This is a genomic window from Xanthomonas sp. CFBP 8152, from assembly GCF_014199025.1.
Classification (GTDB): Bacteria; Pseudomonadota; Gammaproteobacteria; order Xanthomonadales; family Xanthomonadaceae; genus Xanthomonas; species Xanthomonas arboricola_B.
This window is the reverse complement of sequence record NZ_JACHNO010000002.1, coordinates 641,478-667,450: the sequence shown is the minus strand read 5'-3', so window position 1 is coordinate 667,450 and position 25,973 is coordinate 641,478. Positions and strand designations below refer to the sequence as shown.

Annotated in this window: 20 protein-coding genes; 12 read left to right on the top strand and 8 right to left on the bottom strand. The window is 66.5% G+C overall.

Annotation, left to right across the window (positions count from 1 at the left end; translation table 11 throughout):
- Positions 1–185: 185 nt before the first annotated feature.
- Positions 186–2,510, bottom strand: coding sequence for a S9 family peptidase (locus FHT09_RS10470; RefSeq protein WP_104606560.1), 2,325 nt, complete (start codon positions 2,508–2,510; stop codon positions 186–188).
- Between the two features lie 337 nt (positions 2,511–2,847).
- Positions 2,848–3,939 (bottom strand): DUF1615 domain-containing protein, encoded by a 1,092-nt coding sequence (locus FHT09_RS10465; RefSeq protein ID WP_104606559.1) that lies wholly within the window; start codon positions 3,937–3,939, stop codon positions 2,848–2,850.
- 475 nt (positions 3,940–4,414) lie between these two features.
- Here FHT09_RS10465 and FHT09_RS10460 point away from each other — a divergent pair, with 475 nt between their 5' ends.
- The 3 genes from FHT09_RS10460 to FHT09_RS10450 all read left to right on the top strand — a co-directional run bounded on the left by FHT09_RS10460 (position 4,415) and on the right by FHT09_RS10450 (position 8,151).
- The gene (locus FHT09_RS10460; protein ID WP_258077237.1) at positions 4,415–6,247 is read left to right on the top strand and encodes a diguanylate cyclase; all 1,833 of its coding nucleotides are present in this window, start codon (positions 4,415–4,417) and stop codon (positions 6,245–6,247) included.
- Between the two features lie 140 nt (positions 6,248–6,387).
- A complete protein-coding gene (locus tag FHT09_RS10455) occupies positions 6,388–6,828 on the top strand; it encodes an Rrf2 family transcriptional regulator (RefSeq protein ID WP_221230700.1) in 441 nt (146 codons plus the stop codon).
- Positions 6,829–7,251: 423 nt separating this feature from the next.
- On the top strand, positions 7,252–8,151 hold the full coding sequence (locus FHT09_RS10450) for an NAD(P)/FAD-dependent oxidoreductase (RefSeq protein ID WP_104538638.1): 900 nt from the start codon (positions 7,252–7,254) through the stop codon (positions 8,149–8,151).
- A gap of 64 nt (positions 8,152–8,215) precedes the next feature.
- On the opposite strand, the gene FHT09_RS10445 is transcribed toward FHT09_RS10450, so the two are convergent.
- Entirely contained in the window at positions 8,216–8,761 is a 546-nt protein-coding gene (locus FHT09_RS10445; protein ID WP_104538637.1) for a hypothetical protein, read from the bottom strand.
- Between the two features lie 419 nt (positions 8,762–9,180).
- On the opposite strand from FHT09_RS10445, the gene FHT09_RS10440 reads away from it, so the two are divergent.
- Positions 9,181–9,393 carry a hypothetical protein gene (locus FHT09_RS10440; RefSeq protein WP_104538636.1) on the top strand — a complete coding sequence of 71 codons (213 nt, stop codon included), beginning with the start codon at positions 9,181–9,183 and terminating at the stop codon, positions 9,391–9,393.
- A 180-nt stretch (positions 9,394–9,573) separates the two neighbouring features.
- On the opposite strand, the gene FHT09_RS10435 is transcribed toward FHT09_RS10440, so the two are convergent.
- Both FHT09_RS10435 and FHT09_RS10430 read right to left on the bottom strand, forming a co-directional pair.
- A complete protein-coding gene (locus FHT09_RS10435; RefSeq protein WP_181141360.1) occupies positions 9,574–10,080 on the bottom strand; it encodes a hypothetical protein in 507 nt (168 codons plus the stop codon).
- A 244-nt stretch (positions 10,081–10,324) separates the two neighbouring features.
- The gene (locus FHT09_RS10430; RefSeq protein WP_104538635.1) at positions 10,325–11,176 is read right to left on the bottom strand and encodes an SAM-dependent methyltransferase; all 852 of its coding nucleotides are present in this window, start codon (positions 11,174–11,176) and stop codon (positions 10,325–10,327) included.
- 304 nt (positions 11,177–11,480) lie between these two features.
- On the opposite strand from FHT09_RS10430, the gene FHT09_RS10425 reads away from it, so the two are divergent.
- From FHT09_RS10425 to FHT09_RS10410, 4 genes are all read left to right on the top strand, one after another.
- On the top strand, positions 11,481–12,356 hold the full coding sequence (locus tag FHT09_RS10425; RefSeq protein WP_016902964.1) for a DMT family transporter: 876 nt from the start codon (positions 11,481–11,483) through the stop codon (positions 12,354–12,356).
- A 351-nt stretch (positions 12,357–12,707) separates the two neighbouring features.
- Positions 12,708–12,923 (top strand): hypothetical protein, encoded by a 216-nt coding sequence (locus FHT09_RS10420; RefSeq protein WP_104606557.1) that lies wholly within the window; start codon positions 12,708–12,710, stop codon positions 12,921–12,923.
- 302 nt (positions 12,924–13,225) lie between these two features.
- Positions 13,226–14,602, top strand: coding sequence for a D-serine/D-alanine/glycine transporter (gene cycA, locus FHT09_RS10415; RefSeq protein WP_104606555.1), 1,377 nt, complete (start codon positions 13,226–13,228; stop codon positions 14,600–14,602).
- Between the two features lie 186 nt (positions 14,603–14,788).
- On the top strand, positions 14,789–15,700 hold the full coding sequence (locus FHT09_RS10410; RefSeq protein ID WP_104606554.1) for a CorA family divalent cation transporter: 912 nt from the start codon (positions 14,789–14,791) through the stop codon (positions 15,698–15,700).
- Positions 15,701–16,076: 376 nt separating this feature from the next.
- Here the strand turns inward: FHT09_RS10410 and FHT09_RS10405 are convergent, their stop codons facing one another.
- Positions 16,077–16,772, bottom strand: coding sequence for an AIM24 family protein (locus tag FHT09_RS10405; protein ID WP_104606553.1), 696 nt, complete (start codon positions 16,770–16,772; stop codon positions 16,077–16,079).
- 204 nt (positions 16,773–16,976) lie between these two features.
- Here FHT09_RS10405 and FHT09_RS20410 point away from each other — a divergent pair, with 204 nt between their 5' ends.
- On the top strand, positions 16,977–19,076 hold the full coding sequence (locus FHT09_RS20410; protein ID WP_104606552.1) for an NHL repeat-containing protein: 2,100 nt from the start codon (positions 16,977–16,979) through the stop codon (positions 19,074–19,076).
- A gap of 319 nt (positions 19,077–19,395) precedes the next feature.
- Positions 19,396–20,355 (top strand): arabinan endo-1,5-alpha-L-arabinosidase, encoded by a 960-nt coding sequence (locus tag FHT09_RS10395; protein ID WP_104606551.1) that lies wholly within the window; start codon positions 19,396–19,398, stop codon positions 20,353–20,355.
- Positions 20,356–20,501: 146 nt separating this feature from the next.
- On the opposite strand, the gene treA is transcribed toward FHT09_RS10395, so the two are convergent.
- A complete protein-coding gene (gene treA / locus FHT09_RS10390) occupies positions 20,502–22,175 on the bottom strand; it encodes an alpha,alpha-trehalase TreA (RefSeq protein WP_047126106.1) in 1,674 nt (557 codons plus the stop codon).
- 432 nt (positions 22,176–22,607) lie between these two features.
- Positions 22,608–23,390: a DUF72 domain-containing protein gene (locus tag FHT09_RS10385; RefSeq protein WP_104606550.1), complete on the bottom strand. Its 783-nt coding sequence runs from the start codon at positions 23,388–23,390 to the stop codon at positions 22,608–22,610.
- Positions 23,391–23,497: 107 nt separating this feature from the next.
- On the opposite strand from FHT09_RS10385, the gene FHT09_RS10380 reads away from it, so the two are divergent.
- Together FHT09_RS10380 and FHT09_RS10375 are read left to right on the top strand one after the other, a co-directional pair.
- Positions 23,498–24,250, top strand: coding sequence for a DNA-formamidopyrimidine glycosylase family protein (locus FHT09_RS10380; RefSeq protein WP_104606549.1), 753 nt, complete (start codon positions 23,498–23,500; stop codon positions 24,248–24,250).
- Between the two features lie 281 nt (positions 24,251–24,531).
- Complete coding sequence (locus FHT09_RS10375) at positions 24,532–25,545, top strand: hypothetical protein (protein ID WP_181141357.1); 1,014 nt, start codon at positions 24,532–24,534, stop codon at positions 25,543–25,545.
- Positions 25,546–25,973 lie beyond the last annotated feature (428 nt).

Below are 25,973 nucleotides of genomic sequence, written 5' to 3'. Positions count from 1 at the left end.
GCGTCGGCGGCCAGCGATGTTCCGCTTACCGGTGCACAGCGCAGTCGTCATCAGCAGGTCCCGGCGCTGTGGAAGCGTACAGCGCCAGCACGTACGGCCGGCGCCACCCCGAGTGGCACGTGTGGCGGTTCGTCGTCTGCACGGTGCTGCATTGGCGCCCTAAGCAACGGTGCCGTGCATACCGCTCAGTTCTTGGGCATCGGCTTCATCTGGTAGTCGGCCGGCGGCGTGGCGCCGAGCAGGTGTTGCACGAAGTAGTCCCAGCGGCGGCGGCTGACATACGGGGTGAGCTCGCCGTAACCGTGCTTGGCGTTGGGCAGCATCAGCATGTCGAAGTTCTTGTTGGCCTTGATCAGGGCATCGGCCACCAGCAGGGTGAGATATGGCGGCACGTTGTCGTCCAGGGTGCCGTGCACCAGCATCAGCTTGCCCTTGAGTTTGCTGGCGTGGGTGGCGTTGGCCTGGTCGTCGTAGTTGGAGCTGCCGTCCTTGTTGACGATGTGCTCGCCGTGATACTTCTCGGCCCAGTCGTCCTCGTAGCCGCGGTTGTCGTGGTTGCCGCTTTCCGACCAGGCCACCTTGAAGAAATCCGGGTAGCGCAGCATCGCGGCGGTGGATGCATTGCCGCCGCCGGAGTGGCCCCAGATACCGACGCGGCCCAGGTCGATCCACGGATAGCGCTGACCCAGTTCCTTCAGGCCGGCCACCTGGTCGGGCAAGGTGTTGTCACCCATGTTGGCGTACCAGGTGTCGTGGAAGGTCTTGGAGCGCCACGGTGTGCCCATGCCGTCGATGGCGACCACGATGAAACCCAGCTCCGCCAGCGATTGATTGTCGCCATGGCCGGCAAGGAAACTGCGGCCGCGGACCGAACCGGTCTGCGGGCCGGGATAGACGTAATCGATGACCGGGTACTTGCGCGCCGGGTCGAAGTTGCTGGGCTTGAACATCAGGCCATACAGCGTGGTCTTGCCATCGCGCGCCTTGACCGTGATCGGCTCCGGCGGCACCCAGCCGGCCGCCTTGAGGCGGCTGATGTCGGCAGTGGCGATCGTGCTGACCGTGCGTCCGTCGCCGGCATCGCGCAGCAGCGTGACCGGTGGCGTGATCGAGGTGGAGTAGGTATCGACAAAGCGGGCGCCATCGGGCGCCAACGCAATGCTGTGGTCGGCGACTTCTGGCGTGAGCAGCACCGGCTCACCACCGTCCAGGCTCACCTTCCACAGCTGCTGGTAATACGGGTCCACGCCGGGGCTGCGGCCGACGCCGACGAACCAGGCGGTGCGTGTCACCGGGTCCACGCGCAGCAGTTCGGTGACGTTGCCCTCGCCGCTGGTGATCGCGCGCTTGGGCTTGCCGGTGGCCAGGTCGTAGAGATACAGCTGGCCCCAATCGCTGCGCTCGGAAAACCACACCGCCTCGTTGCTGCCGGGCAGGTACGCCCAGTTGGCGGTGACCTGGCCGCTTTCGTAATAGGTCTTGGCGGTTTCGTCGAAGGCGGTGCGCACGTCGCCGGTGGCGACATCGGCAATGCGCAACCAGGCCTGCTTGTGGAAGCGCGAGGTGGACACGAAGGCCAGCGTCTTGCCGTCCGGCGCCCACTTCACATCGTCCCACAGGCCCGGCGAGCAGCTGACGTCATCGCACAGGGTGGAGCGGTGCTGGTCGGGCGGCAGTTTCAGCCGCAGCACGCTGCGCGTGGGCACGTCGATGACCACGCGCTCGATCATGGTCACGTCCTTGTCGCCGGCCAGCGGGTATTTCCACGACTGCAGTTCCGGGTGCCCGAGCTTGGTGCTGACCAGGTACATGTCGCCGGTCTTGCGCTGGTCCTGCTGGAAGGTGGCGATCTTGCGCGAGTCCGGCGACCACGCAACGATGGCGTTGTCGCTGTGCTGCCAGCCGGCGTTGTCGGTGGCATAGCCGAAGTTTTCCACGCCGTCGCGGGTGAGCTGGGTCTCCTGGCCGCTGGCGAGATCGCGCACCCACAGGTTCCAGTTGCGGATGAAGGCTTCGCTGCGCTTGTCCGGCGACAGCACGCCCGGCTCGGCCTTGTCCTTTGCATACAGCTTGCTGCAGCGCGCACGCGCATCGCAGACCACGGCGGTGTCGCGCACGTTGAGGCGGTAGCGGCCATCGGCGGTGCGCTTGACCACCGGGGCGAAGGTGTCGGCCTTGAGCGGCTTGTCGCCGGTCTTCAGCAGCGTATTGAGCGAGGCGACCAGCGCGGACTGCTTGAAGATCGGCGCGCTCCTGCCGGTGGCGGTGTCCAGCTGCAGCAGCTGGTTGCCCTTGGCATCGTGGTCGACATAGACCACGTGGGTGGCGTCCAGCCAGTCGATGCGGGTGGCCTGGTGATCGACCAGCGGTTGCGCCAGATAGCTGGTGAGGCGCTCGGCACGGGCGTAATCGGCGGCGGTGACGGTGGGGGCTTGCGCAGCGGCGATGGCCGGCAAGGCGGCCAGGACGATGGCGGAAAACAGCTGCCGCATCGGCGACGGGGTGGGCATGTAGGACTCTCCAGGACGAAAGGAGCGCGCAACGCGGTCGGCGCGACCGCCCGATGCTACCCGCTGGGCCGGGGCGCTGCCTCTGCCGGAAGTCGTGCCGGTGACCAGGCGGTGCTATCTCGCCAATGCGGCAGATCCAGAACGCACAGATCCCCGCTTGGCGCGACCGGCGATGGTGCCCCCGCGCAGCGCGACCGGTCACGCGCTGCCCGCATGGCGCGGGTACAGCGCAGCGGTGGAGACGATGCGCAGACGCGGACGTGTGCGGGCGGCAGGTCCGTTCGCGGCAGCCGCCGCTGCACCTGCGTTCCGGTGCGCAGCGGCTTTACTGGCAGCCCTACTTGCCCATGCAGCGCTTCCAGCGCTCGTTCACCCGTTGCGCGAACCAGGCGGTGGTGAGGGTGCGGGTGATCTTGGGGCTCTCCAGGGTGATGCCGGGCAGTATCGCGCGCGGCAGCGGTTTGCCGGCACTGCGCTCGGCCAGCGCAAATACCTGGCGATACAGCGCGGTGTCTTCGAAATCGGCGGAGTGGCCGGCTTCCAGGGCGCGGCGCAGCTGCCGGTCGTTCATCGCCAGCTGGCTGCCCAGGGCGCGTGCGGCGCGTTCGGTGCCGCCGGGCGCATCCAGGCTGGCGCCGGGCGTCAGCAGGTCGCCGTCCAGGGTCAGCGCGATGCCGCTGGCCTTGCTCAGCGCCGCCTGGAAGGCGGCATTGCGGCTGGCGTGCCAGCCGGCATTGAAGTCGGCAAAGCGGTACAGCAGTGCGTCGTAACGGGCCGGGTACCCAAGCAGGTGCCTGGTGCCGAACCACAGCCCGCCGCGACGGCTGAACACCTCGTGGCGGATCGAGGCGCCGGGCGGATACGGATAGCGCTCGGCATGCTGCTCGGCAAAGGCGATGCTGACCTGCATCGGCCCGGCGGTATGCACCGGATTGAGCCCGTCGAACAGGCGCGCGCCCAGCGGCACGCTGCCGGTGAAGTCTTCGAAGATGCGGCTCAGTTCCTGCTCGGTGCGCGCACCCGCGATGCGCATGGCATAGCTGCGGCCGTCGGGCGAGTCGATGCGCAGGGCGGCATCGACCATGAAGCCGGGGATGTGATGCGCGCTGGCGCGGCGGTCGATCTCGGCGCGCGAAATCTTGCCGAGATTGGGCACCACCGGGTTGGCCTGGTAGGTCGACTCCTGCTCGGTCACCGCCAGCACCGCGCAGATATACTCGGCGCTGGTGTCCAGCCCCTGCGAGGACAATGCCACGTAGACATCGTCGGCCCAGCCGTTGCGATCGCTCAGCGTGGCCGGCAGCCGCCGGGCGATGTCGGCCTTGACCGCGTCCGGGGAGCGCTGTGGCGCACGCGGCGCCTGGGTGGCGCAGGCCGACAGCAAGGCGACGGCAAGCAGCGTGAGCAGGCGGGGCAGGCGGGATATCACGGTGTCTCCAGGATCCAGGTAGTGGCAGGTGCCGTGCCGCAGTTTACGTGGCTGTCGCCGGGCGGCTGCATCGGCGCCGTGCCGTCGCGACGGTGCGGGTTGCCCGCTGGGCCGCCGCGCATGGCGGGTGCACGGCCGCGGGCCGCTGCCAGCGCGATCTGCAGGCCGATTCAAGCCCGCTGCGTGCGGGCCGATAACGTTCTTGACGCCAAGCGTGGCGATCACATGACCTGTCGCGCCGGCCGGTCATCATGACCGGGTGCCTGCATCGATGTGGCGTTCGGGCAGATGCCGACGTCGCCCCCGATTCCACTGCCAGCCAACCAAGGGAGGGCTTGAGTGCCGCAGCAACCAGCAAGCCCGACATGGGCCGGGCGGCGTGTGCTGTGCACGGCAGTCCTGCGGTGTGGCTCATCGTCGCCGTGAGGTGTCGATGAGCGGTGCGAGGCCAGGTTGGCAGCGCATGGGCGTCGGGATGGCAGCAATGCTGTTCAGCGCGACGCTGTGGGCGCAGCCGCAGCCGTGGAAGAGCATCGAAACCGCCGCGATTGACGACCCCAAGGCCGCCTTGCAGGCCGCCCAGGCCGCGTTGGAGCGTGCCCGTAGCGATGGCGATGCCGATGCGCAGTTCTGGGCCTTGCTGGCGCAGGCGCGCGTGCTGATATCCCTGGAAGAGACCGAGCGCCGTCAGACGGCACTGGCGCAGGCACGTGCGATGTCGGAACGGGTACGTGGCAATGCGGCGCAGGCGCAGCTGTGGCTGGCGATCGTGCAGGCGCTCAACGATGTGCGTGAGAATCCCAATCGCGGCATGCTGGCGCGGCTGGAAGCGCTGCGGCAGCGCGCACGTGCGATGGGGCGCAACGATCTGCTGTGCGAGGTCGAGGCGGTCGACATGTGGAGCATGCTCGCCTCCGGCAGCAGCGACGAGGCGTGGAACGCCGCACAGGCCAGCTACCAGTGCGCCGTGCGCGAACACAGCCTGAGTCTGGAACTGGATGCCTTGACCCAGCTCGGCTCGCTGGCCACCCGCGTGGGGGGGCGTTCTGCGGAAGAAAGCGACGCCGAAGACTATCTGCAGCGCGCCCTGGCGCGCCTGCGCGGCCAGCCGGCACGCTTTCAGCGCAGCCTGATCGAGTACGAATACGGCACTTCGCTGGCAGCCCAGCAGCCGGACGCGGCATTGCTGCATTTCAAGCGCGCGCTGGCGCTCAGTCGCGAGCTGGGCGATCAGGCCGGTGTGGCCGCGGCATTGACCAGCGCCAGTGAGGTCCTGATCGAAACCGGCGATGCCACTGCGGCCCTGGCAATGGCGCGCGAGGCACTACCGTTGATGCAACGGCAAGGCAACGTCGGCCGTGTGGCCGCCTGCCACGCGGTGTTGCTCCAGGCATTGACCGCGCTCAAGTCCGGCAGCCTCGGCGTGGAGATCGTCGCGGCCAAGGCAGCGGACGATCCGAATCTGCCGTTGAAACGACGCGCGCAACTGCTCGATGCCATCGCCCAGGCACTGGCAGCGGAGGGACGCCATGCCGAGGCGTATCAGGAACTGCAACGCGCCAACACGCTGCGCGCGCAAAGCCTGGATCGCCAGCGCGATACCGTCATGCTGCGCCTGCAGGCGCGTTACGAAGACGCGCGCCGCGGCGCCGAAACCGCCGAGCTGCGCCGGCGCAGCGAGACCGCGCAACTGGCGTTGCAGGCCCGCGAAGCCGGTCAACGCACCCTGTGGATCGCGCTGTGCGCCGCCTGCCTGCTGTTGCTGGGCACGCTGGTGGTGCTGGCCTTCAGTGGGCGCCATCGGCGGCAACTCTCGCGGCTGGCGATGCGCGACGAACTCACCGGCCTGCCCAACCGCCGCGCCATTCGCGCCGAGGCGCAGCAGCAGATCGAGCAAGCGGTGCGCTCGCAGGTTCCGTGCATGCTGGCATTGATCGATCTGGATCACTTCAAGCTGATCAACGACATGCGCGGGCACGCGGCCGGGGATGCCGTGCTCAAGGCGCTCGCCAGCGCATCCAGGCTGGCACTGCGGACACAGGATCGCCTGGGACGGTTGGGCGGCGAGGAATTCCTGCTGGTGCTGCCGGGCTGTAGCGCAGAGGAGATTCCTGCCGTCTTCGCGCGGCTGCGTAATGCAGTGGCCGCGATCGAGATCGCCGGCCTGCCCGCCGACCAGCCGGTGCGGTTCTGCATGGGCGCGGTGAGCGTCACTGCGGGGATCGGTCTGGATGCGCTGCTGGGGCAGGCCGATCTTGCCCTGTACGCCGCCAAGACCGCCGGGCGCGATCAATGGGCGGTGTGTTGAGTGCCGCATGCGCAGCTGCGCGGCGCCGGCTGCGACATCTGCGCGGGGCTGCGGCACAATCGTGCGGTGGCGCTGCCGCGTTGCCTTCCGTCGATTGAGCGAACCGATACCGCGTGCGAACCGATAGCCGCCTTTCCCGCATGCTGCATGTGCTGTTGCACATGGCCAGAAGCCAGCAGCCGATGACCTCCGAGCAGATCGCCGGCATGCTGTCGACCAATGCGGTGGTGGTGCGTCGGACCATGGCCGGCTTGCGCGCTGCCGGCTACGTGCAGTCGAGCAAGGGCCACAACGGCGGCTGGCATATCGCGTGCGACCTGACCCAGGTGACATTGCTGGACGTGCATCGTGCAGTGGGCGGCCCGCATCTGTTTGCGATCGGCGCCGATCACCCCAACCCGCAATGTGGCGTGGAGCGTGTGGTCAACGCAGCCATCGCCGACGCGCTGGCCCAGGCACAAACCGTATTGCTGCAGCGCCTGGGCACGGTGACGCTGGCAACGCTGGCGGACGAGTTCGACGCGCTGTGCACGGCAGCCGCGCTGCCTGCCGGTCTGCCGACAGGCAAACGCAGGCGCTGACGCACACCAACTGTTGTATACGCCGTTGTGCATGACGTGCAGCCGGGCTGGCAGGCGCGCGGTGTGCCTGCGCTTGCAGTCCCATGCAGCGTACGCATGCGCTTTGCGGCAGCTGGTCGGCATCGATCGCAGACAGGGCGCGCTTGGCCAGGCGCAATCGCCAGGACGCTGCCGTTTTTCCCGACGTGGCGTGAGGTGCGCACCCGCGCAGTACCGCTACGCCGCACTGTTCATTGCTGTCAGGTGATGACGCGAACCACCACCGATCACGGCAAGCGCGACAGCAGGCAGCGCAGCAACCCTCGGTCGCACACGACCCTTCAACCATCGAGCAGGTGACCACGTCAGCACACCGCGGTTGAATCGCCAGTCTTTTAATGTAACATCTAAAATTACATGAGAGAATTTAAATCGGGAGCGGACATGCAGCACGATGTGATCATCATTGGCGGCAGCTACGCCGGGCTGTCGGCCGGGCTGCAGCTGGCGCGTGCACGGCGCGCGGTACTGGTGATCGATGGCGGCCAGCGCCGCAATCGCTTTGCCGCCACCTCGCACGGGTTTCTCAGCCGCGACGGTGCATTGCCTGCGCAGATTGCCGATGCGGGACGCGCACAGCTGCTGGCCTATCCGAGCGTGCAATGGGCCGACGGCCAGGTGACACGGCTACGCGGCGAGGCGGAGGCATTCGAGGTGACGCTGGCCGATGGCTCCACGCATACGGCGCGTCGGCTTGTTCTGGCGATGGGGGTGGTCGATCGTCTGCCGGCGCTGGCCGGCCTGGCAGAGCGCTGGGGCACGCAGGTGTTCGTCTGCCCGTATTGTCACGGCTATGAGCTGGAGCAGGGCCGCATCGGCGTGCTGGCCACCTCCGCCTTTGCGGTGCATCAGGCGGCCATGCTGCCGGACTGGGGCGCAACACAGCTGTTCTTGAACGACACGTTGGTGCTGGATGAGGCGCAGCACGCGCACTTGCAGGCACGTGGCGTGCACGTGGTAGGCGGCGCAGTGGCGGCGCTGCAAGGCGACGGCGACGTGCTGGAGCTGGTGTTGCGCGATGGGCAGGTCTGCGCGCTGGATGGCTTGTTCGTCACCACCCACACCGAGCTCAGTGCCTTGGTCGCATCGCTGGGATGCAGCACCAGCGATGGCCCGCTGGGCAGTCATATCGCGGTGGATGCCATGCAGGCCACCTCGGTGCCGGGTATCGCTGCCTGCGGCGATGTGGCCAACCCGGCGGCATCGATCGCCTTTGCGGTTGCCAGCGGCGCAATGGCCGGCGTGGCAACGCATCGTTCGTTGATGTTCGGTCTGAGCAACTGAGCGGCGTGTTGCGATCGCCCCTGCAGACCATGCCGGCCTGCAGGGTTGATCGCGGCTGCGCTGCTTACTGGCTGACTTCCTGCATCGCAATCTTGTGCTGCTTGGAATACGCACGCTGCGCGGTATTCAGCGCTTCCATATCGGTGTTGAGCCGGGTGGACACGGTTTCCAGATCCTTGGCCAACGGCGCCAGCTCGGGGTTGCCGTAGCCGTTGGGCAGGGCGGCCACGCGTTCTAGCGCGGCCATCATCGCGTCGGCACTGTTGAGGTAGGCCGACAGCTTGCCGTCCAGGTCCTTGGCGTTGTCGGGCACGCCCGAGGCCATGGCTGTATTGGCCTGCGCGTTGGCGGCCAGTGCCTTGCGCTGGCTGCCCAGCGCAGTCTTGTAGCCGTCCAGCGGCTTGTGCGCGATGGCATCGGCCACCAGGCTCTGCCCGCGATCGCCCGACACCCACGGGTCGACGATGGTGACCGCGCCATTCCAGACCGAGATGTTGTGCAGCAGGTAGTCGCTGGAGGAGAGCTTGGAGGCGCCGGTGGTGGTGCCGCCACCGCAGGCAGCCAGCAGCAGACTGAAAGAGACAAGCAGGAAGGTGGTGAACGTCTTCAAAGCGAAAGATCCTTGGTACGAGGCCGTTGTCGCCACTGCATGGCGAAGACAGCAAAAACCCCAAGGAAGCGTCCGGACAATCCATGTTGCACTGTTGCTGGCCATCTTCCCTGAGACGAATGCAGCGTGGAGCATTCCATTCACTCTGAGCGAGTGCGCTGCGCCATCAGTATAGCGGCCGCGCTCAGCCGGCAGGTGCGTGGCATGCGCTCACTGCGCGACCACCAGGTGTTGCATGCGTGCGATGGATGGCCTCGGCCGGTTGTGCTGCGCGTACACTGCGCCGCCACCATCGAACCGGTGCCTGCGTGAAAAAAAAGCGGCCCAAATCACCGCCACCTGCGCCAGCTCCCGCAGCGTCCCGGATCCACGAATGGATCATCGGCGGGGGAGCCGTTGTCGTGGCGATCGCCTGTTGCATGCGGCTGTGGCTGGTGCTGGAGGCGATCGTCACGGGGCGCTATATCAGCGTCATCCGCGGCCGGCCGACCAGGATTTTTTACGCGGATGCAGACCCGCAGCGGTTCTGGATCGCCATCGGCTGGGATGGCTTGCTGACCAGTGTGCCGTTGGCGGTCATCGCCTGGTTCACCTACGTTGCCTGGACGGCGTACCGACACGGCAGGCGATGACCTGCGCGGTCGTTGCACAGCATGCGCAACTGCGGTGCCGCGCTGTCGACGACGACGCGGCTGCGCCCGCGCCCGCGTACGGCGAGCCGATGTTTGGCATGCGGCGTCGATCAGCCGTCGGGCGCAGGGCAGTGACGACCACCTGCGCCGATCGATCGACGCCTGCGCATCATGCGGCCATCAGGGCTGCGTTTGTTTTTGCCGGCGTGATGGCGTCTGCGTCTCGCGCTTGGGCCAGGTGTCGTAGCTGTAGACGAACTGCTTCTGATCGGCTCCCATGGTCGGGTCGCAGTGCCAGGAAGTGGCGACGCTGCCGGGCTCCAGCACGCCATCGACTTCGCGCACGGACTGCGCTTCGAACGCGCAGATCGGCCCGTACACCTTGCTATCCCAGTCCGGCGCCGAGGTAGGGTGGGCGTGTTGCACCAGCACGATGTCGCTGCCTTGGAAGTGGTGCACCTGGGCGCCGTATTGGCGATTGATGCTGAAGTAGCACGGGGCGCCGATGCCCAGCGGGAGCACTTGCTCATCGCGCAAGATCGCGCACTTGCCGGCGTGTTCGCCCAGGCGAATCGTACGCCCGGCCAGGATGGCGGTGGTCACCGGATGGCGGGGGGTGACTTCGGACATGGGCGGTGGTGGTGTCTGGGGCGCGGTCTGCGCGTGCACTGGCGCACCGGTCGTCATCAACAGCGCAGTAAGCAACCAGGTCGGAAAGCGGATGCGCATGCAACGTCCTTGTCGTGGGCAGTGCAGTATCGCAGATCCGTTTGCTGGTCAGGCGTGGGTGGCAGATGCGATGCGCTCCACCTGCATGGGAGCCGATGCTCTGTGCGGAATTTGTCCGCCGTGCCGCGGCTTTGCGCGCAGCGCCGATTCACAGCTGGCTGCTACTTACCGCGCGGTTTCAATTTCCGCAACAATCGTGCACTCAGCGCCGCGCCGGCAACGTTGCCAGCACACCATCCAGCGCCAGTTGCGTGCTGAAGCCGACCTTGCTCAGGCGCTTGCTCACTTCGTTGGGTACATCGCGCCCGCTGGTGAGTCGATTGGGCGCACCGGTGTAATGGAACAGGCGTCCGCCACGACGCAACACCCGCGCCAGCTGACCGTAGAACACTTGCGAATACAGCTCGCCGGCGATGCCGAAGCGCGGCGGGTCGTGCAGGATGGCATCGACCGAATCGTCTGCCAGCGTGGCGATGTGCTGCGAGATATCGGCATGGGCCAGCTGCAGGCGCCCGCCGTAGGCGGCATCGTCCGGGTCCGGCGACCAGGGATTGAGCGTGCGCAGCCACAGCACATCGGCATTCTTTTCGAACGACTGCAGCTGCGCCACCCCGGCTTCCAGGCAGCAGGCGGCGAAGTAGCCCAGCCCACCGCAGGTATCCAGGACGATCTTGCCACGTGGCGCGACCAGCGCCACCTTGCGCCGCGCATCCTCGAACGGCGACAACTGCGCCGACGGCAGCATCTTGATGCCATCGATCTCGAAGGTGGGCGCGCCCCATTCGGTGGGGATGAGCTTGATCAGCGCACCACTGAAACGCGAGATCGGGGCGAAATCGTCACCGTCCCAGAAGTACAGCGTGCGCTCCTTGAACTTGCCCGGATACGGGTAGCCCCTGCCGCGCCACTGCCAGGTCTGCGCATCCAGCTGGGCGGTGCCGGTACTGCGGCCCAGATCCAGCGAGCCGGTCCATTGGGTCAGACCACTGCCGCGCGCGGCAAGCAGCGCCTGGGCATCGGAGCAAATGAGTAGTGGGCCGGAATAGTGGGGCACGGATTGCTGGTCTGGGTCTACGCGCGTTACGCGCGTTGCTGGTGCGAGGGGTGGACTGGCATCGTAACCGACCCCATCGCGCATGCGCATCCAATCCACCTCCGGCACGATGGCGGGGCGGCGCAGCGGCGGTATCTGCAGCGACGCGGGAAGCCGGGTCGCATGCGACGGTATGCCGATGGCGATGCAGCAGCCATCGTGCCCGGATGCGTGCGCCGATTCCTCTGACGCACGCCGCACCGCATACTGCGCACTGCCCCATCGACATGTTGTCCGATTGGCGCCAACCGCGGAGGATCGGCAAATGCTGAAGGGTGTGTTGTTGGGATTTGCCTGTTATGCGGCCTATTCGATCAGCGATGCGTTCGTGAAGCTGCTGGAAGGCACGCTGCCGGTGTATGAGGTGCTGTTTCTCGGTGCACTGCTGATGCTGGTGGCCGTGCCATTCCTGAAAAAGCCGGACGACCGGTTGCGCGAACTGGTGATGGCCAAGCAACCCAGCCTGTGGCTGTTGCGTGCGCTCACCGGCGCCATCGGCAACCTGACCTCGGTGATCGCGTTCACCACCTTGCCGATGGCCGAGGCGTTTGCGCTGATCTTCCTGATGCCGATTTTCGTCACCGTGCTGTCGGTGGTGTTTCTCAAGGAAGAGGTGCACTGGCGGCGCTGGTCGGCGGTGATCGTCGGCTTCATCGGCGTGTTGATCGTGCTGCGCCCGGGCTTTCGTCATCTCACCCATGGGCATGTGGCCGCGATCGTGTGCGGCCTGGTCGGTGCGATCTCGGTCATCACCCTGCGCATGGCCGGCCACAGCGAAAAACGCCTGACCTTGTACGGCGCCGGGGTGATCGGCCCGTTGGTGATGGGCGGGATCATGATGTTGCCGACCTTTGTCTGGCCCACGCTGTATCAGTGGGGGCTATTGGCCGGCTACGGCCTGCTTGCCGGCCTGGCGGCGATCTGCCTGATGTATGCCACGCGCATGGCGCCGGTGAGTGTGGTTGCGCCAACGCAGTACAGCCAGATGCTGTGGGCGATCGCCTTCGGCTACCTGCTGTTTCACGATCACCTGGATTGGCCGATGGCGGTCGGCATCGCCCTGATTCTGGGCGCGGGCCTGTTCACGCTGATCCGTGAAGAGCAGGTATCGCGGTGGTGGCGGCGGACCAAGATCGTGTGAGGGCGGCGCTGTGCGCCGCGGGAATGGGGGAGTCGGGAATGGGGAATCGGAACGGCGCTGCTTCGAAGTGCCGCGATGCGCTTGATGCCATTACGATTCCCGATTCCCGATTCCCGCTACGGCGGCGCAGCAGGCTCCCTGCGCAGTGCACGCCAGGTTTCAGCGATGCGGCGATGTCGCAGCGATTGGCGGGCAGCTCGGGCGTCCCACTTGCCAGATGCAGGAGCAACGTGGCCGAGCGTCTATCTGCCGCCGTCAACGGCGCGTCAGCATTCCGCTGCCCGGGATCACGGTGCGGTAGCGCTGCGATGCGCACTGTCGGTGCTCCATTCGACCGGTCGGAGTCACCCCATGCAGCTCAATCCACTCGTTTCGCGTCCGATGAGCGCCGCCAGCGCCGGTCTGTCGGCACATGGCACGCCCGATCCGGATACCAACGAAGAAGATATCCCGCTGGAAGAGCAGACACCGCAGCAGGGCGGTTTGCGCGAGGAGGTGGGCGATCTGGAAGAGGACGACGATCAGGCATTGCCGGGCCGCGTTGGCGGCGGGCTTGCAGGGGGGTAATCGCGGCTGGCAACCGACTGTGCCACCACCAGGCAGACGCGGCCGATGACAGCGCCGCAGCGCGCAGGCTCCAGGCAGATGGCGATGACCGCTCCGGCGATGCCTTGCGTGCATCCCTGGCGGCTGCGGCCCCTCGATGACAGCAGTGGCCGCGTGGATGAGCGGCGCACCACGATGGGGCAAGCCGACCACCATTCGCCGGCGCATGCTGCGGCCTACCCGTGGCCGCTGTGCAAACCGCTGGTGCGCGCTGCCGCGATCTCGTATTTTTGACGGCTTGTCACTTGCCGGTGCCGTGCCCCATGTCAGACCCGTCCGCGCCCGATCATCTGCAACGTAGTCTCTCCAATCGCCACCTGCAGCTGATCGCCATCGGTGGCGCGATCGGCACCGGGCTGTTCATGGGCTCGGGCAAGACGATCAGCCTGGCCGGCCCGTCGATCCTGTTCGTCTATCTGATCATCGGCGCAATGCTGTTCTTCGTGATGCGCGCGATGGGCGAGTTGCTGCTGTCCAACCTGGAGTACAAGTCGTTCATCGACTTCTCCACCGATCTGCTCGGGCCGTGGGCCGGGTTCTTCTGCGGGTGGACGTACTGGTTCTGCTGGATCATCACTGCCATCGCCGACGTCATCGCGATCGCCGCCTATGCGCAATTCTGGTTCCCCGGGTTGGCGCCGTGGATTCCGGCCATCGCCTGCGTGTTGTTGTTGTTGGGCCTGAACTTGGTGACGGTCAAATTGTTCGGCGAGATGGAGTTCTGGTTCGCGCTGATCAAGATCATCGCCATCTGCGCCTTGATCCTCACCGGCGCCGGGCTGGTGGCCTGGGGCTTCCGCTCGCCGTCGGGCAATGTGGCCTCGTTGTCGAACCTGTGGAACGACGGCGGCATGTTCCCGATGGGCATTGGCGGCTTCTTTGCCGGGTTCCAGATCGCGGTGTTCGCCTTCGTCGGCATCGAGCTGGTCGGCACCACCGCCGCAGAAACTGCCGACCCGCGCCGCAACCTGCCCAAGGCGATCAACTCGATCCCGGTGCGCATTTTGATTTTCTACGTGCTGGCGCTGATCGCGATCATGGCGGTGACACCGTGGCGGCAGGTGGTGGCCGACAAGAGCCCGTTCGTGGAGCTGTTCGTGCTGGCCGGCGTGCCGGCGGCGGCGAGCCTGATCAACTTCGTGGTGTTGACCTCGGCCACCTCCTCGGCCAATAGCGGCATCTTCTCCACCAGCCGCATGCTCTACGGCCTGGCCGAGGAGCAGCACGCGCCCAAGGGCTTTGCCAAGCTCTCGCGTGCAGCGGTGCCGGCACGTGGCCTGCTGTTCTCCTGCCTGTGCCTGTTGCTGGGCGCGATGCTGGTGTACCTGATCCCCAACCTGGTCACTGCGTTCACGCTGGTCACCACCTTGTCGGCGGTGCTCTTCATGTTCGTATGGTCGCTGATCCTGTGCGCCTACATCGCGTACCGGCGCAAGCGGCCCGAGCAGCACGCGGCATCGGCGTTCAAGATGCCCGGTGGCGTGTTGATGTGCTACGTGTGCCTGGCGTTCTTCGCCTTCGTCATCGTGCTGCTGACTTTGCAGGCCGACACGCGCCAGGCCTTGCTGGCCAGCCCGGTGTGGTTCCTGATCCTGGCGATCGGCTATGCGGTGAAGCGGCAGCAGACGCGCAGCGGCTGAGCGCGCGTATCAGCCAAGACATCCACCGAAGACCTCATCAAGGCCCCGCACTGCGGGGCCCTGGCGTCTGTGGCTGCACGGCGCCGCGATAAAGGCCACTGGCAGCTAAGCACGCGATGCGCGCGACGTTGACGCGGCTTGGGCGGAACGGGATGCTCGCCGCCATCCATCGCCACGGCCCATCGCATGATCACGACGCACCCCATTGCCGGAACGCAGCACACGCAAGGGTGCTGGGTCGACCTGTGCCAGGCCAGCGCGCAGGAACTGGCGCAGGCCGCAGACAAGGTGGGGTTCGCGCTGCCGGATCGCGCGGTCATCGGCGAGATCGAATTCTCCAGCCGGGTGCGGCGCCAGGGCGAGGTGCTGTTTCTCAACGTGCCGCGCTTTCAGGACGACGATGGCCCGACTGCGCCGCTGGGCTTTGCGCTGTCGCCGACCATGCTGGTGACCCTGCGCGAGCAGCACATGGGCTCGCTGGATGCGGTGGCCGCGCGCCTTGCGCATGCGCCCTGCCATAGCGCCGACGATCTGCTGTTGCGCATCTTCGACCAGCTGGTGGGGCGCCTGGCGGACCGGCTCGAATCGCTGGAAGCCGAGGTCACCGATACCACCCGGCAGGTGTTCGACAACCCGCACAAGACCCGTGATCTGGAACGCATGCTGCATCAGGTCGGGGGCATGGGCCGGCGACTGGGCGGGCTGCACAATGCCGGGCAGGGACTGCTGCGCCTGGTCACCTATCTGGACGACGCCGCGCCGGACTGGTTCGGTGCCGATGCGGCCAAACGCATCGGCTTGCTGCACAAGGACCTGACCACCTTGAGCGAGTTCCAGCAGCACATGGACGACCGCATCGAGTTCCTGCTCGACAGCGTGCTGGGCATGATCAACATGGACCAGAACAACGTGATGAAGGTGATGGCGGTGGCCTCGGTGGTCGGCATTCCGCCCACCGTGCTGGTCGGCATCTGGGGCATGAACTTCGCCTACATGCCCGAGCTCAAGTGGCACGACGCGTATTACTGGGCGCTGGGCGTGATCGTGCTGAGCATGCTGGTGCCGCTGGCATGGTTCCGCAAGCGCGGATGGGTGTGATGCACCAGAGCCGGAAACCCGTAGGAGCGCACCAGGGCGCGATGCGGCGTTACCGGCAAGGCCCTCGCGCCCAGGGGCGCTCCTACGAGTGCCGTCAGCGCAATCATCTGTTGCCTACGGTTGCGTGACTACGCAATGCCAAGCTAGGGCAGCTCGGTAGCTGTGCAGCTCGCGGCAGAATGCAGGAAACCCCGTAGGAGCGCACCGGGGCGCGATATGGCGTTACCGGCAAGGCCCTCGCGCCCCGGAGCGCTCCTACAGGCTGGGCTGGGATGCGCAGCTGCCACTGCGCACTGCGCCGTGACTGGAAAAATGCCCAGCTGCGTAGCATGCAACCAGGCGATGCGCCGTGTTGATTGCTGCCGGGCGGCCTGGATCAGCCCTTGGCCTGGAAGCTGGCTTCCTCGTAGGGCTGCACCACCACCCAGCCTTCGCCGGCAAAACGCATCTGCAGGCTTTCGCCCGAGCCGCGGCCGAACAGCGTGCCTATCGACACGTCGGTGACCAGTTCCGGGGTCAGCGTGCCCGACCAGGCCACGGTGGCGTTGGGGTCGGTGAACACTGGGCCGCTGGCGGCGGTGACCGGCAGGGTCAGCGGCTCGTAGTGCGAGGTGATCGCCACGATGCCGTGGCCGCTCAGGCGCACGTTGAACAGGCCGCCGGACAGCATGCCGGCCACCTTGCGCATCATCGTGATCTTGTGTTGGACGCCGGATTCGAACGCCAGCACGTCGTTGCCGTTGACGAAGATCGCCTCGCCATTCAAACGCAGCAAGGTCACCAGCTTGCCGAGGTCGGCCAGATACACCCGGCCCTGGCCTTCGGCCTTCATCAACTGCATGCCTTCGCCGCTGACCGCCTTCTTCAGCAGATTGCCCAGGCCCTGTTCCAGCAGCCCCTCGCGGGTGAACTTGACGTTGCCGGTACGCGCGACCATGGCGCCGGCCTTGGACCACACCATGCCGTCGAGGCGCACTTCCAGCAGGTGCGGGTTTTCCAGTTCGAACGGATCGGGGCTGACGTCCTTTTCCTTGGAATGGGCGAGAAATTCGTTGAGCGTGCGTACGGCCATGGGTCCGTCCTGGAGGATGAAAGAGTGCGCATGATACGCGGCAGGCCTGTGCGTCAGCAGCACGTGCAAGCGCTCTTGGGCAGTGGGATGCCGGCGTTACGGTAGTGGCGCAGTGCGTCTTGTGCTTCACGCACCACTGCCCGCCAGTCGCTGCAACCCGCAAGAAGCGCTTAAAGTGCGAGTCCTCCGACACCCGCGACCGGCATGACAAAACGATACGCGCTATGGATCTGCGCAGTTCTTCTGGCAGGCGCGGCGGCGTTGCTGGCGAGCTGGTGGTCTGCGCCGGCACCCGATGCGCTGCCGCAGACACAAGGTCCCACGGCAACGCCGCTGGGCTGGAAGGCACAGTTGCAATGGGTTGCCGGCAGCGGTGTGCGTGGCGCAGTGGATGGCCGTGCTGCCGATGCACGGTTTGCCGATCCCTACGGACTGGCGATCGATCCACACGGCGCGCTGTACATCGCCGATGGCGGCGACAACAACCGCATTCGCAGGCTGCTCGACAACGGCAGCGTGCAGACCGTGGCCGGTGGGCAGGAAGGATTCGCCGACGGCGTTGACGCGGCGGCGGAATTCAATACGCCATCGGGTATCGCCTTCGATACGGCCGGCAATCTCTACATCGCCGACACCGGCAACCATGCGATCCGCAAACGCACGCCACAAGGCGTGGTGACCACGCTGGCCGGCGATGGCAGTGCCGGGTTTCGCGACGGTGCCGCTGCGCAGGCACGCTTCAATGGCCCGATCGGCGTGGCGGTGGATGCGCAAGGGCGCGTGTATGTCGCCGATACCTACAACGATCGCATCCGCGTGATCGCGCCAGATGGGCAGGTAAGCACCCTGGCCGGCGGCGCCTTGCCGGGCATGGCCGATGGTGTTGGTGATCAGGCGCGCTTCGATACGCCGACCGACCTCAAGGTGGATGCGCACGGTGTGGTGTGGGTGGCCGACATGCGTAACGACGCGATTCGCCGTATTGCACCGGATGGCAGCGTCAGCACCTTGATCGGTGGCGATCCTGCCGACCTTAGCCCGCTGTTGCATCGCCCGATGACGCTTGCGCTCACCCACGACGGCGTGATGTACGTGGGCGATGCAAGCGGGCGCGTGCTGCAGGTGACGCGTGCCGGGCATGTGGTGACAATGAGTGGCGAGGACGTGATGCAACGCATGTCGCGCCCGGCGGGGATCGCGGTGGATGCGCAAGGTGCGGTGTATGTCAGCGATGCCGGCAGCGCACGCGTGCATCGGCTGGTGCCGGCCACTGCGGCGAACGCGAACGCCGCGCCCGTGGTCGGGCCGGCTGCCACGCAGCCGTTGCCCGTCACCCAGGGCCGCTGGCCGTTGCAGCCGCAGGCCGGGTGGCATGAGGTGGTCGGCACGCTTGGCGAGGTGCGTGGCAACTACCAGGGTCTCAGCCGCGATCATCTGCATGCGGGCCTGGATATCCGTGGCGATGTCGGCCAAACCGTGCACGCCATTGCCGATGCCAAAGTTTCCAGCCCGTCCCCGACCTGGGGGGTGGGGCAATTGGGCGAATGGTTGGCACTGGACACGATCGGCTACACCCATATGCGCGTGGGCCGCACCGCACAAGGGACGCCGCTGGATCCGCAGCGCTTCCATTTGGTGACGGATGTGGATGGCAAGCCCGATCGCATGCGTGTGCTGCGCGGCACGCGTTTCCGTGCCGGAGATGCACTGGGTACGCTCAACGGCATGGCGCATGTGCATCTGACCGCAGGTGCCAACGGCTTCGAACGCAATGCGGTGCAACTGGGCTTTGTCGGTTATGCCGACCATGTGGCGCCGCATATCGACCGGGTGAGTCTGCTCGACTCAGCTGGCCAAGCCCTGCCGATGACCAGCGGCAGGGTGCACGTACCGCTCGGGACTGCGGTGCAGATTGTGGTGGAGGCCTGGGACCAGGTGGATCGCAATCTGCCGCGTCGTCGCCTGGGGCTGTATGCGCTGGGGTATCAGGTGCTGGATGCGCAAGGCGTGCCGCTGGCCGGCGAAGCGGAGCCACGCATGACGATCGTATTCGATCGCATGCCGGCCGATCCGGCTGCGGTGCTCACCGCCTACGCGCCCGACAGCGGCATCACCGTGCATGGCAACGCGGTGACGCGCTTCCTCTATCTGGTCACCAACATGGTGCGCGATGGTCGCATCGGCAATGGGCAGTGGCAGGCCGGCGCGCTGCCGCCGGGCGACTACGTACTCCGCATAACCGCGCGTGATTACAGCGGCAATGAGGCGAACGCCAATCGGGATCTACGCGTGCGGGTGGAATGACGCGTACAGCGTTGCGTTGATGATGACATAGCGTATCGGTGACGCATGCGGGGTGCAGGTACCTGTGCATTACCTCGCTGCTATCGAGATTCGATCCACAGACTCACGCCCGGCACTCGGCTGCATCGCACGCTCCGTTACGAAGGCGCGTCGCAAAACGCAGTGCCAACTCGCCTGCACCGTGCTTCTGAGATCGGCGTCGGATTCGTGGCATTGCTGCCGGGCTAGATTGCTCCTACAGAAAACGTCTTTACGTTGTTCAAGGAGTGGGGCGATGCGCGTTGTCGGTGGCAGTCGAGTGGAAGGAGGCTGGTCTGGAATGTCGCTGCGTGGTGACGCGATCGCGTCGCTGTTGGCCCTGGCCGCTGCTGCCACTGGCTTGCATAGCGCACCTGCGCAAGCGGCAGTGGGGCCAGGTGTGGTGAGCGGTGACACCATCGTGCACGACCCGTCGATGCTCAAGCTGAGCGATGGGCGTTACTACATCTATGCCACCACCGGCGTGGTCACCAGTACCGACCGGACCAAGTTCAGCAATGCGGGCGCGATCTTCATCAGCATGCCGAGCTGGGTGCGCAGCTACAACCCGGACAACCAGCTGTGGGCACCGGATGTGTCCTTCCACGGCGGCAAGTATCTGATGTATTACACCGCCTCCAAGTTCGCCACCAATACCTCGGCGATTGCGCTTGCCAGCAGCAGCACCGGCAAGCCTGGCTCGTGGAAGGATCAAGGCATCGTCTACACCTCCAAGAGCAGCGACGACTACAACGCCATCGACGGCAATCTGGTGGTGGATGGCAATGGCAAGTGGTGGTTGGCGTTTGGCTCGTTCTGGTCGGGGATCAAGCTGATCCAGCTCGATCCCGGCACCGGCAAGCAGCTGTCCGGCAACACCACGCGCTACAGCCTGGCGAGCCGGCCGTCCCCGGGCGCGGTGGAGGCGCCTTTCATCCAGCAGGCCAATGGCTGGTACTACCTGTTCGTGTCGTTCGATGCGTGCTGCAAGGGCGCCAGCAGCACCTACAAGATTGCGGTGGGGCGCGCTCGCTCGGTGACCGGGCCGTATCTGGATCGCGCCGGGGTGGACATGCGCAACGGCGGCGGCACGGTGATCCAGTCCGGGTTGGGCAGCACGCATGGGCCAGGCGGGCAATCGGTGTTCCGCGATGGCGACGGCGACATCCTGGTCTACCACTACTACGACGACCGCGGCGACGCGCGCCTGGGCATCAACCGGCTGGGTTATGACGGCAGTGCATGGCCGGTGGTGCAGTAGCAGCAACCAATCGAACGCGCTGCTGCGCTATGCAATGGCGCAGCGATCAGGCGATGTGTGGCGCAGCGATCCGCCGACGTTGCCGACTGCCAGAACCGCAAGGCCGCCAGCGCTGCCGAGCAGTGCCCGGCAGCGCTGGCGCACACTCAGCGCGTGGCCGCTTCGGGCTTGCGCACGCGTTTGGCCGGCGCCGGCCTGGTCGCGGTGTCCGGATACAGGTTCAACAGCATCAAGGTGACGCCGTTGGTCCAGCCGAAGCCGTCCTGCAGCGCGTATTCGCCACCGCCACCGCCGGCCGCGTCGGCTTCCAGGCCGTATTTTTCGACCAGCTTGTGCTCGCGCGCGAACAGCGCCTGCACCTGGGTGAGGAAGCGCTCGCCGATGGTGCGCGCCAACGCGTCTTCGCCGTAACGGCGCAGGCCGTCCACCGCCACCCATTGCAGCGGCGCCCAGCCGTTGGGCTCGTCCCACTGCTGGCCGGTCTTCACTGCGGTGGTGGCCAGGCCACCAGGGCGCAGCAGGCGCGCACGCACGGTGCTGGCGGTGCGTTTGGCATGCGCGTCGGTCGCCAGGCCGGTGAACAGTGGATACAGCGCCGCGGCGGTGACCTGGTCGCTGAGCTTGCGGGTCTGCCAGTCGTAGTCGGCGTAATAACCGGCCGCGTTCCACAGGTGCGCATCGATGGCCTGCTTGCGGCGCAGTGCCAGCGCCGCATAGTCCTGCGTGCATTCGGCACCCGGCTGCGCACAGGCCTGGGCCAGGGTGCGCTCCAGGTGATACAGCAGGCTGTTCAGGTCGATCGGCACGATGGCGGTGGTGCGGATGGTGCGCAGGTTCTGCCCATCGGCCAGCCAGCGGCTGGTGTAGTCCCAGCCGCTCTCGGCACCGGCGCGCAGGTCGCGGTAGACCTCGGCGGCCGGGCGGTCGCCGGCCTCGGCGGCGGTGCGGGTGTCGTGCAGCCAGGCTTCCGGGCGCGGGGTATCGCGCTCGTCCCAGTAGCGGTTGAGCAGGCTGCCGTCGGCCAGACGCACCACATGGCGCGCGGCCTGGCCGGGCTGCAGGTCTTCGCTGCCCTGCATCCAGTAGGCGTATTCCTTCTGCAGCTGCGGCAGGTAGCGCTGGTAAACCGCTTCGCCTTCCACGCCGGCCTGCAGTTCCACCATGTAGGAGAAGAACGGCGGCTGCGAGCGGCTCAGGTAGTAGCTGCGATTGCCGTTGGGGATATGCCCGTAGGTGTCGATCAGGTAGGCGAAGTTGTCCAGCATCTGGCGGCTGAGCGTGGTCTCGCCGCTCTTCACCAGGCCCAGCATGGTGAAGTAGGAATCCCAGTAATACACCTCGCGGAAGCGTCCGCCCGGCACCACGTACGGATGCGGCAGCGCCAGCAGGCTGCTGTAAGGCGGCACGTGGGTCTGGCTGCGCACCAGCTTGGGCCACAGCTCGTCGATGTGTTCGCGCAGCGCGGTGTCCTGGCGGATCGCGTCGGTCTGCACCGGCGGCGACTCTTCGAAATTGGCGTCCACGAACTTGCGCAGGTCAAAGCCGGGGTGATCGTGCTGCGCCAGATAGTCGGCGTTGATCAGGGCCGGGTCGCGCAGCGGCAGAAAGTCGACGAAGTGCTTCTGGTCGTCGAACAGCTCGCCGCTCTGCACCGCCTGGAACAGCTCCGGGTAGGCCAGGTCGGGCGTGGGCGGTGTGGCCGCCGGTGCGTTGACGACCGGAGTGTCCATGGGCGCGGCGGTCAGCGTGCAGGGCGCCACGAACATGCTCAGCGACAGGCCAAGCAGCGACGTGCAGCACGGGGGCGCGGCAGAACTCATGGCATCTCCAGAACGGGCAGTGACGTGCGGCATGGTAAACGACCGAAGTGGCGGGCGGGGCCGGACGACGGTGTCGGCAGGCCGACAGGCTTCGCACGGGGACGACTGGATTCAGCAAGGTGATCCGGCGCGGTGCTGCAGGTGGTTGCGCGGGTTGCGTTGCCGATTCAGGCCTATCGGCCCGGATCGAGGCAGCTTGAGCCGCGTGCGGACCGCGTCGGATTGCCGACGTCGCTGCAAGATGCGCGCCACAGCGCGCGGCGGGCGCAGCGTGGCGAGCGACGGGCGGGCGGCACTGCCAGTGCATGGCAGCTGGCGAACATGGGGCAGGGCCAGGGCAGGGCGGCCCTGCCCGCCTGACCGATTGCAGCGCGGCGTGGACGCGCCCGGCGGCACGCCGAATAAAGCCAGGTGGCGTGCCGTCTTCGCGCGTCAGCCTTGGCGCGGGCGATCGGCCTGCAGCAAACGCTGCAGCTGCAGCGCGTTGGGCACTGCCAGCCCGGCGGCGGTGTTGTCGAAGATCACCCAGCGTTCCGCCTGCAGCTGCGCCACGTCGTGCGCTGCGCCGCGGACCGCGTCGGCCAGTGTCTGCAGCGCACTGTCGTCGTAGCTGCTGTAGTAAATGCGCGGTGCGCCATGCCAGCGCCAGTACTGCGGGCCGGCTGCCACACCCGGTGTGGCGGCGTCCGGCACCGGCGCCGGGTCGGCGGCGCAGCGTGCGATGCGGTGGCGCGCCAGCAGCGCCTGTGCCTTCGGGAGAAACCAGCTGGCATGGCGCGGCTCGCAGACCACGCCGCCGTCCCAGCGCCGCCGCAGCATGGCGAAAAACCTGGCCGCCACCGGCGCATCGAACACGGCGCTGGGCGGCAGTTGCAGCAGCAGGCAGCCCAGCCGCATGCCCAGTGCGCCGGCCTGGGCCAGGAAGGCATCCAGCAACGCACCGGTACCCTGCAGGCGTGCATCGTGGCTGATGCTGCGCGGCAGCTTGACCGCAAAGCGGAAATCCTCCGGCACGCTGTCGGCCCAGCGTGCGTAGGTACTGGCACGGTGCGGGCGATGAAACGAGGAGTTGATTTCCACTGCATCAAAACGGGTGGCATAGCGCTGCAAGACGCTGGCACCATCGCCGAATGCGGCGCGGTCGGCGGCCGGAATCGACCAGCCTGCGCAGCCACAGCGCACACGCGGCAGGGCGATGGATGAACGAGCCTGCATGAGGTGTGCGCAAGACGGGTGGGCAGCACTCTATGCATGCGCGCGTGTCAGCGTCGTGTGTGCACTGCGCTCACGGCCGACTCACCGACGACTTCGATACTGGGCGCATGCCAGAAGGTCCTTCCCTTGTCATCCTGCGCGAACAGACCGAGGCGTTTGTCGGCCGCAAGATCCTGCGCGTGTCCGGCAACAGCAAGCAGGACATCGCGCGGCTGGAGCAGCAAAAGGTGCTGGCGTTACGCAGCTGGGGCAAGCACTTCCTGATCGAGTGCGCGCAGTTCAGCGTGCGCATCCATTTTCTGTTGTTCGGCAGTTATCGCATCGACGAAGACAAGCCCAATGCGGTGCCGCGTTTGTGTCTGGAGTTTTCCAAGGGCCAGCGGTTGAATTTCTATGCCTGCTCGGTGCAGTTCATCGAGCGCCCGCTGGACGAGGTCTACGACTGGACGGCGGATGTCATGAACCCGCACTGGGATGGCGCGCAGGCACGGCGCAAGTTACGCGCCGCACCCGGCATGCTTGCCGCCGATGCGTTGCTGGACCAGACCATCTTTGCCGGCGTCGGCAACATCATCAAGAACGAAGTGCTGCATCGCATCCGTGTGCATCCGGAAAGCACAATAGGCGCATTGCCGGCGCGCAAGCTCGGCGAGCTGGTCACCCAGGCGCGCGATTACAGTTTCGACTTCTACACCTGGAAAAAAGCCTTCGTGCTGAAGAAGCATTATCAGGTGCATACCAAGACCAGCTGCCCGCGCGATGGCGCGCCGCTGCAGTATCGAAAGCATCTGGGCAAGGCTGGGCGGCGGGCGTTCTTCTGCGAGGTCTGCCAGCGGCTGTACCGCCCGGAGGATGGCTGAGCTACGTGCGGCCCGCACCTGCGCAGGCCGTCATCGACCGGATGTTGGCCGGACGCCCGCCGCCACGGCACACAGGAGCCATGCCGACGGGGCAACCGCAGCGTCTGTCGGCAAGCGCCGGACGTCGGTCGCCGTGTTCGCTAATGTGAATGGCGGCTGGCGCCTGCGGCCCAGACAACGAATTTCAAACGCGCGCAGACGCCACGCCCGCTAGATTTGCGCGTCCTGCATCGGGTTCACGGTGCGGCGTGCGCATCTCTCATCTATCGGTCTCCCGCATTGTGATTACCCGCAGGAAGGAAACGCTTGTCCCGCATGTCGCCGCTGTCGCATGCACGGGCGCCATCCTGTTCTTTCTTGCCTGCCTGTTGCTGTATATGCCACCGCCGCGCAACACCGTGCGACACGACGACAGCTTGCAGGTGTATTTCGTGCCGCGCCCGCAGTTGACCCTGCCGGCGCCGGTAACACCGCCGCAGCAACGCGATTCCACACAGCGCGCTGCGCCGGCCGCGGCCTCTGCCGCGCGCAGTGCGCCACCGCCGACACGCACCCCACCGCCGCAGCGGCAGGTGGCGGCCGCCAACGCGCCGGCTGGCGAATCGATGGCGGCCCAGCTCTACACCCGCGAAGGCCGCGTGCGCATGCCGCGCGATGCGCAGGTCGACCCGATGGCGCAGGCAGGCGCTGCAGTGCCGCCAGGCATGGCCGACGAACGCGCGCAGGCCAAGGCGCGCAATGTGATGGAGCGGGTCAACCCGGTGCAGTACCAGGACACGCGCTTTGCCAAGGACTGGAAGAGCGATGGCACGCTGGGCGATGTGGCGATGCAGGAAATGAATCGCGGCATGAAGAAGTTCAACGACATGCTCAACGGGCCGCAGACGCAGGTGGCCAAGGCGCGACCACCGCCGGATGTGCGCTTCAACCCCGCGCTGGCGGGCAATCAGGCCGAGATGGGCAGCGAGGCGACCGGCGACGCCTACAAGGCTGCGCCGATCGCGCACGAGACGCCGCCCGATCTCAAGGGCGAAGCCAGCCGTCGTATCCGCGAGGCGCTGGCAGCGCTGGAGCAACGCAGCGCGCGGTGCGATGCGTCCAAACGCAAATCCCTGTTGTCGCCGGTACGCACGCACCTGGGCGATCTGGAACGTGCCGAGCACGCCTTGAACAACGGCGCCGACCCGGTGATGGCCGCACAGATGCTGCCGCGCCAGGCCGACAGCGCCTACGATCTGGCCCGCCGCGCTCTGTGGTACGCCGACCGCCAGTTGAAACAGTGTGCGATCGGGTGAGTGGGGCGGTGAATGCGTTTGGGGGCAGCTGGCCAGCAGTGGCGAGCAAAACCTCTCTGACGCTTTATCGATGGCGGCAACGTATCGGCCACACTCGCACCGTTGACGCGTGACGGCGAGTGCGCGGTACCCTCACCGCTTGCGGCACACGCCGTGAATCCGTCCATGGCGTCTCCCTGACGGCATCCACGACAAGGGTCCCGCAATCGTCGAGGGCACCGCGCCAGAGAGTTGATTGGTTGCCTCGTTTAAAACCCTGCACGCCTGCCATCTTGGCTGGTCCTTGCCCGCCCACCGTCGCGGGACCTTACGCGGCATGGATGCCGCTTAAGAGCCTACACGGACGTACTTGCGGCGTGTCCTGCGAGGGTGGGCGGGCAAGGGCCCTGCAGCCAAACCGCAGATCCGCAGCTCTGCACCCGACTCGC